The following is a 7,610-nucleotide window of genomic DNA, read 5'->3' as shown; positions in this document are numbered from 1 at the left end:
CCGACTCGATTCGGCACCCGGTCAATCTACAGTGCCGACCGTGCGGAGACAGTCGGTCGTCATGCCGTCATGTCGAAAGCGGCAATCACCCTGTTCGGCGTCACCCGAACGATCAATTCGCCCGGAACACCGTTCCGAGCGCCGAACTCCTCGGCGCGATCGCGGCCCATGTACCTGGCCCCGATCTCGGTTGCGGTGCGGAGCAACTCCGCGGGGTCCTCGTCGACCGACGCGATGCCCTGCACCTGGACGAATCCGTACGGCGGCTCTTCGAGATCGACGGTCAGCACGACGCGGGGATCACGGCGAATCGACTTTCCCTTCGCCGTGCCGGCCCCGGTGTTGAACACGATCGCATCGCCGTCGACGACGAACCAGATGGGTGCCACCAGTGGCCTTCCGTCGGAGGCGAGGTACCCGAGCTTGCCGGTGCGGGTACCTGCGGACAGAAACTCGCGTACGCGCGGATCGGTGATCGACGTCATCGCAGTCACGCTACGCGGGTGGTCCGACAGAATCGGTGATCCAGGACACCTCGGCAGGTCTGCGGGGTCGATTCACGCTGCTCCGGCATCCCCGGCGGGCTCGTGTGCTTCGAACGGATGATGCGCGAGGTCTAGATCGTTCGATACCGGCACCGACTCAGCGGCCCAGGGTCGCTCCGATCAGGATCAACCTCATCGCTCGCTCCGTGGCATCGGTCAGAAACTCGGCACCCCTTTCGAGCGCTTCGACCAATTCCACCGGCGAGGGCAGAATGCCGGCGAAGGCGTCGATACCCGAGTCGTAGTTCGCCCGGGCATCGAGACCGATGGTTCCCGCGAGCGCCACCACTGGTTTTCCATGTAGCTTGGCTCGGCGGGCAACCTCCGTCGGGATCTTCCCCTTCGGCGTCTGCTTGTCGATGGAGCCCTCGGCGGTCAACACCAGATCGGCTGTCGCGATGAGGCTGTCGAGGTCGACATGATCGAGCATCACCTCGAATCGCGGTAGCAACTCGGCCCGCAGGACCGCTGCCACGCCCGCGCCCATACCGCCGGACGCGCCCGTGCCAGGCCCGGTGCGTAGGTTCAGGCCGACCGGCCGCGTCGACACGTCACGCTCCAACACCTCCGCCCAACGGTCCATCGCAGCCGAGAGGACCTCCACTTGCTCTGAGGTGGCGCCCTTCTGCGGTGCGAAGACTCGTGCGACTCCGCCTGGCCCACAGAGAATGTTGTGTGGATTGCATGCGACCCTGATCTCCACGCCGCTTCCCGGAGTCAGACGTGGATCGAGGCCGGACACATCGACGTGATCGAGGCGAATCAACTCGCCTCCGCCGTCGCCCAGTTCGAGGCCTTCGGCATCGAGGAGTCGCACACCGAGCGCTTGCAAGAGCCCTGCCCCGCCGTCCGAGGTGCCGGAGTCGCCGCAGCCCAGCAGGATTCGCTCGGCACCGTAGTCGAGGGCAGCGCGGATGAGCTCACCGACTCCGCGGCTCGTGGTAACCGTCGGGTCACGCATATCTCGCGGAACCAGCGACAGACCGGCCGCCGCTGCCATCTCCACGACCGCAGTGACCGGCCCCTCTGTTCCCAGCAGAGCGAAATGGGAATCGACCGGCTTGCCGACCGGTCCCGTCACGACGGCGTCGATCACCTTGCCCAGGGTGGCACCGGCAAGTGCGCGGGCGGACCCCTCCCCCCCGTCGACGAGGGGGACCGAGCTGACGATGGCTCCGGGTACCACCCGGCGAATACCTGCGGCGATAGCCAGTGCGACCTCGTCGGCACCGAGAGATTCCTTGAACCCCGACGGGGCGACGACGAAACGTAGTGGAGTAGACGACGGCATGGTGATCGATTCCTTTTCGAGAGTGGGAGATCAGGCGATGGGAGTGCCGAGCAGAGGCCACACGACCACGGCAAAGAACAGCACGGTCACTGCGGTCAACGGCGCGAGAAACGCGGACAGTCGCAGCAAGTCGTTCGGTGAATAGGTCTGCACGCCTTCAGCTTTGGCGAATATCGCCACTGGCTTCGCCGAGGACGGCATGGTGTGACAGAAGCCCGCTGCAGCCGTCGAGGCGAACGCCGCGGCCACTGGATCGACTCCGAGCGCCAGAGCCGCGGTGACGACCAGAGGAACGAGGACGGACGAACGTGCCGAGCGAGATTGGATGAGAAGGTGCGAGGCCACGGAGAGAACGATCACCACCGCGATGAACACCCAGGGCGGTGCCGACCCGATCGGGACCAACGTGAACAGCCCGTCCGAGAGCCACCCTGCCGCCCCGGACGTAGTCAATGCGGTCCCGAGGGCCAGCGTCGCCGCCATGAACAGCAGCAGCGACCACGGCACAGTAGCGAGAGCCTTTCCGAAGTCGGTCGTACCGAAGCGCGGCGAGGTGGAGATCAACGCACCCAGCAGAGCGATGATGGCAGGGTGCACGCCGTGCAACGGTTCGGAGCACCACAGCACAATGACGACCGCCAGCAGCGTCGCGGCGCGGTTCTCTGCGATGGTCAGCGGTCCCGTCACCGGCGTCGGGAGCCGCGACGCCATGTCGGATACGTTCACCGCCAGCGGGATTCGGCGATCCTCACGATCGGTGAACAGCAGCAGCACGAGTTCCGCTGCGCAGTGGCTGCTGACCACGGCCAGCGGCACACCGAGTAGCAACCACGCGGTGAAGCTGATGCCGGTGCCCGTGGCACTCTCGAGCACCTGGCTGGTGATCAGATGTGCCCCCGCACCGATGAGGGTCGCCACGGCGGACAGCAGGATGACGGTTGGAAACAGAATTGCCAACGCCCGCACCACCCGCTTGCGCTCGGCAAGCGCCTGCGCCAACGCCAGAAACACCGGCAGCGCGAGAGCCGCCCGACCTGAGGTGGCGGGGATTGCGAAGGCCGTCACGATCAGTGCGGCCGTCACCAGATGCGCCAGCTGGCGTACGGTGCCCGCGCCACTGACGATGAACACTGCTGCGCGCGTAGCCAAACCGGACTCGCGAACTCCAGCGGCGATGATGAATGCCGCGATGAGAAGCCAGATGGTCTCCTCGCCGAGGGTATCGAACAGTGCGTCGGTGCTCACCACACCGGTCAGTACCAGAGCCAGTGCGGCACCGAGAGCAACGTAGGTGTCGTCGATCTTCGTGAACACCCAGAGCGCGACAGCTGCAGTGAACACGACGAGCGTGGTCCGTCCCGCGCCGGGCAACCCGTCCGCCGCGCCGGCGAGTACGGCCAGGAGCATCAGCAGCGCAACCGAACTCATGACGACCTGAACCACCCGGCGGGTCAACAGATCGCGAAAGCGCCACGACCGCATCGGTTCTGGGACGGGAGGTGGCTGCGTTCTGAAGCTGACCGTGTTCATGTAGACCAGTCTCCGGCCGACCGATGAAACCTCGATGAACAGTCGGTGAGCGTTCTTTCATGAGCTGTTCCGGTCAGGCCAGTCGATACCCCATCCCGCGCACCGTCTCGATGCGGTCGGAACCGATCTTCTTGCGCAGCATACGAACGTAGACATCGACGACATTGGAACCGGGGTCGAAATCGTATCCCCACACGTGACTGAGGATCTGCTCACGCGAGAGGACCTGCCGTGGGTGACGGAGAAACATCTCGAGCAGAACGAACTCGCGCGAGGTCAGCGACACCACCACGCCGTTCACCACGGCACGTCTGGTGAGCAGATCCACTGCCAGAGAGCCTGATTCCAGGACGGAGACCGAGGACTCTCGGTCACCGCCACGCAGACGCAGTCGAATACGTGCAAGTAGCTCCTCGAACCGGAACGGCTTGGTCATGTAGTCGTCCGCTCCGCCTTCGAGGCCGGTCACGGTGTCGTGCACCGAGTCACGGGCCGTCAGGATGATCACCGGAACACCGACACCGGCACCGCGCAGCGATGCGATCACCTCGAACCCGTCTTTGCCTGGCAGGCCCAGATCCAACACGACGAGGTCGAAATCTCCGGTCGTCGCATAGTCGATCGCGGTGATGCCGTCGGCAACAGTGGTCGTGGTGAAACCGTTGGCCCGTAATCCCTTCTCGATGAAGGACGAGATGCGGTCGTTGTCCTCGGCGATCAATATTCGGCTCATCGTCGCTCGCTCATCGGGCCGGCAGGTCGAGCCCGAATGTCGCACCCGCACCGGGCCGACTGTCGAGCGTCGCGGCACCGTGGTGCCCGTCGGCGATTGCTCGGACGATACTCAGACCCAGACCCGCGCCACCACTGTCCGAGCGACTCGATCCAGTACTGCCCCGGGCGAACCGTTCGAAGATGGTTGTCGCGTCCTCGCTGGTCACACCGGGCCCGGTGTCACTCACCCACAACAGAACTCGATCTTCGGTACGCTCCGATCCCACCACGATCCGGTCACCGGGCCTGGTGTGCGACACCGCATTCTGCGCCAGCTGAAGCACTGCCTGCGTGACTCGTTGCGGATCGACCCGTACCGAGCCCGTACCGACGTGCCCCAGTACCCAGTCGCGGTCGGCGAGCGCGCGGACCTTCGCGTCGATGTCGCGCGTGAGGGTTTCGAGATCCACCGGCTGCTTGCGAACGAAATCCGGGCGCTCGGCTTTCGCGAGGAGCAACAAGTCCTCCACGATCCGGTTCATTCGGTCCAACTCGTCGGTGACGAGCCGAACCGTCTCTTCGCGCTCGCGTGGATCATCGCCCATCAGTTCGAGATGCCCGAGGACGATCGTGATCGGCGTGCGTAGCTCATGGCTCGCGTCGTCGACGAATTGTCGCTGCGCGGCGAACGCGGACTCCAGTCGATCGAGCATGTCGTTGAACGTGTCGGCGAGTTCGGCGACATCGTCGCGACCGTCCACCTCGATCCGCCTGGACAGGTCGTCGGTGGTGATCTGGGCAGCGGTCCGGCGAACCAGGCGCACGGGCGCAAGGATCTGCCCGGCCACCACCCAGGCGATGCCACCGGTGAACAGCAGTGCCATCAGTGACACTCCGACCACTACACGAATGGTGTCGGACACGTCGTCGCGCTCGCGGTCGACGAGGATTCCGATCGCAAAAGTTCCGGCCTGGCCCCCGCCGGACGGTTCGGCGACCTGTTTCGCCCAGGCGACTTCGCCTTCCGAAGTCTGCGTCGATCCAACGCTGTCGGGTGAGTTCACGATGGTCGATACGACAGCCGCGTCGGCGACCAGATCTCCTGGACCGCTGCGCTCCTGACGCAGCAGTCGATCGGTGTAGCCGAACAGGATCTCGTCATCGTCCGGATATTGGCGCTGCAGGTGCAACTGGAGCAGATCGGCGACGTTGCTGAACGGCAAACCGTCGTCCGGGTCGCGGCCGGTCGCAGCGAACTCGCTGAACTCGCCGATTTCCTGCTCGAGAGCTACCGCAGTGTCTCGCTCGACCTCGGCGAGAAGGATTGTTCGCACGGCAACCCCGACGGCCAACATGGCCAATGCCATGACGAACAACAGCCAGCCGAGAATGCGCACCCGCGCCGGAACACGCGTCCCTACCCGGGCGCGACGAAGCGCAGGCTCGGGCACCGGTCCCTCCAGCGCGAGCACCTCGGTGCGAGCGTTCCTGCCGTCGATCATCTCTTCCGTCGAGTTCACCCGTCGTCATCTTCCGCATCGTCGTCGCCATCCGCATCGTCCTGGTCGCCGACGTCGTCATCATCATCCCCGTCCGGCAGGACTTCGACAGGCGGCGGGGCGGGGACGACGATGGACTGCGGTGCTGCCGGAGGGTCTGCTGCGGCTGGAGCCGTCCCGACCGCTGGGCCCGGGTTGTTCGAGGGGGCCGGTGCGGTCGCTGGGCCCGGTTCGTTCGACGGGGCCGGCTCGTTCGACGGGGCCGCCGACTGTACCGCGCCGGACGGCTGGGGTGACGCGCTCGATGTGGCGACTCCGACGGTGACTCGAGGCTCGAAGCTCGGTGGCTGCGGGGTGTCGGCAAGTACGGTGCTCGCCAGCGCCACTCCGACCGGAACGATCACCACGGCCGCCAGGACTGCGATCTTGGGTGCGAACTTCACACCACCACACTCCCTCCAGTGCGTGAGACGACGATGAAGGCGACATGAGTAGATTTTCATGTCCGCGCCGACGCTGGATCGTCGTACGCTGCCGGCTATCGCCGAACCGGGTGCCTACCCCGCAGCTGCGTGAGTGAGCGCACCGGCGCAGATCGTGGCTCTGATCTCCGTCTCGGCGAGATCGTGCACCGAGCGGTGCACGGGATGCTCGACGAGAACGACGATGTCCGCTGCCTCCCCTACTCGGAGCGCCCCACGGCCACCGCACGCCGCGCGTAGTGCAACGTCGAGGGGTACTGCTTCCTCGAGGTGCCACGGGGGCCGGTCGTCGTCGGTACGGAACACCGCTGCTGCGACTCCCGCCAACGGCTCAGGTGGACTGACCGGGGCATCGGAACCGAACAGCAGGGTCGCACCGCTTCGGTGCAGCGAGCCGTAACCGTAGGCCACCGAGCGCCGCCCGGACCACAGATTCTCGGCGATGTCGCGATCGGACATGGCGTGCTGCGGCTGCACCGATGCCGCGACACCCAGTGCGGCGAAACGTTCGATGTCCTCCGGCAGGATCTGCTGCGCATGTTCGATTCGACCACCGCAGCCGGCCCGCTCGAACGCATCGAGTGCGATGCTGTTTGCGCGGTCGCCGATCGCGTGAATGGCCGGCACGATGCCACCGCGCGACGCCCGCGAGACGAGCGCGTGCAGACCGTCCTGGGTTTCGAGTAACAGACCGTACGCGTCGTCGCCCTCGATGCCCGGGTACCGATCGTGGCAGCACGCCGTTCGAGTGTTGAGCGAACCGTCGAGCATCACCTTGAGCGGTCCGCGCCTGATCAGTTCCGACAGAGCCGAGACGTCGCCGGTGCGCTCGCCGCGCTCGAGTGCTTCGTCGAGCCATTGAGGCCACACCGTCGTGTCGACGCGAACTGCAGGCGAGCCGGCCGTCAGGCGTCGATCCCAGACCGTCTTGTTGTCGGCGAACTCGAAATCCACGACGCCGGTGACGCCGCGGACCGCCAGTGCTGCGGTCGCGTCGAGCACGGCCCGATCGAGTTCGGCGGGGTCGTCCTGTTCCTCGAGAGCCATGACCGCTTCGAGGCCGTCGACGTCGCGCAACACACCGGTGGGGTGGTCGATACCCAGGTCGTCGAGCAGCGCCGGGCTCAGCCACAGCGTGTGCAGATCCATGCTCGTCATCGCCACCCTGGCACCGGGCAGCGCATTCTCGAGTAGGTCCTTGTGCGGCTCTTCCGGCCAGTGTGCGTCACGGAAGCCGTTGGCGCGCACCACAGATTCGCCTGCCGTGCGCGCGTAGGGGTACACCAGGGCGACCGCGTCGGCCGCCGACGCAGCGGGCCCGACATCGATTCGTCGCCGCGCCGCCGCCCACTGCGTCAAGTGCACGTGAGAGTCCACGAACCCGGGCAGCGCGACCCCACCCCCACCGTCGAGCACCTCGTCGCCCGGTGCGCGTCGGGTGCCTGCAGGGGTGATCGACGCGATGACCGAGCCTGCGAGTTCGATGTCGAAGAGCACGCCGGAACCATCCAGTGCGACATTGGCGATAATCACTCCTGGGACTCTAGAG

General features: G+C 65.9%; 7 protein-coding genes. All 7 read right to left on the bottom strand.

Annotated elements, in window-relative coordinates:
• Positions 1 to 59: 59 nt before the first annotated feature.
• Positions 60 to 485, bottom strand: coding sequence for a PPOX class F420-dependent oxidoreductase (locus R4P57_RS01120; protein WP_317801070.1), 426 nt, complete (start codon positions 483 to 485; stop codon positions 60 to 62).
• Between the two features lie 157 nt (positions 486 to 642).
• Positions 643 to 1,836: a glycerate kinase gene (locus R4P57_RS01115; RefSeq protein ID WP_317801069.1), complete on the bottom strand. Its 1,194-nt coding sequence runs from the start codon at positions 1,834 to 1,836 to the stop codon at positions 643 to 645.
• Between the two features lie 30 nt (positions 1,837 to 1,866).
• On the bottom strand, positions 1,867 to 3,366 hold the full coding sequence (locus R4P57_RS01110) for an SLC13 family permease (protein ID WP_317801068.1): 1,500 nt from the start codon (positions 3,364 to 3,366) through the stop codon (positions 1,867 to 1,869).
• A gap of 73 nt (positions 3,367 to 3,439) precedes the next feature.
• The gene (locus tag R4P57_RS01105; RefSeq protein WP_317801067.1) at positions 3,440 to 4,099 is read right to left on the bottom strand and encodes a response regulator transcription factor; all 660 of its coding nucleotides are present in this window, start codon (positions 4,097 to 4,099) and stop codon (positions 3,440 to 3,442) included.
• A 10-nt stretch (positions 4,100 to 4,109) separates the two neighbouring features.
• Positions 4,110 to 5,600 (bottom strand): ATP-binding protein, encoded by a 1,491-nt coding sequence (locus R4P57_RS01100; protein ID WP_317801066.1) that lies wholly within the window; start codon positions 5,598 to 5,600, stop codon positions 4,110 to 4,112.
• Entirely contained in the window at positions 5,597 to 6,022 is a 426-nt protein-coding gene (locus R4P57_RS01095) for a hypothetical protein (RefSeq protein WP_317801065.1), read from the bottom strand. The genes R4P57_RS01100 and R4P57_RS01095 overlap by 4 nt, the downstream gene beginning before the upstream one ends.
• A gap of 114 nt (positions 6,023 to 6,136) precedes the next feature.
• Complete coding sequence (locus R4P57_RS01090) at positions 6,137 to 7,594, bottom strand: amidohydrolase (protein WP_317801064.1); 1,458 nt, start codon at positions 7,592 to 7,594, stop codon at positions 6,137 to 6,139.
• Positions 7,595 to 7,610: the final 16 nt, after the last annotated feature.

The sequence above is a fragment of the Rhodococcus sp. IEGM 1330 genome (genome assembly GCF_033142445.1).
Classification (GTDB): Bacteria; Actinomycetota; Actinomycetes; order Mycobacteriales; family Mycobacteriaceae; genus Rhodococcoides.
The sequence above is the reverse complement of the archived record's forward strand: the minus strand, read 5'-3'. Positions and strand labels throughout refer to the sequence as shown.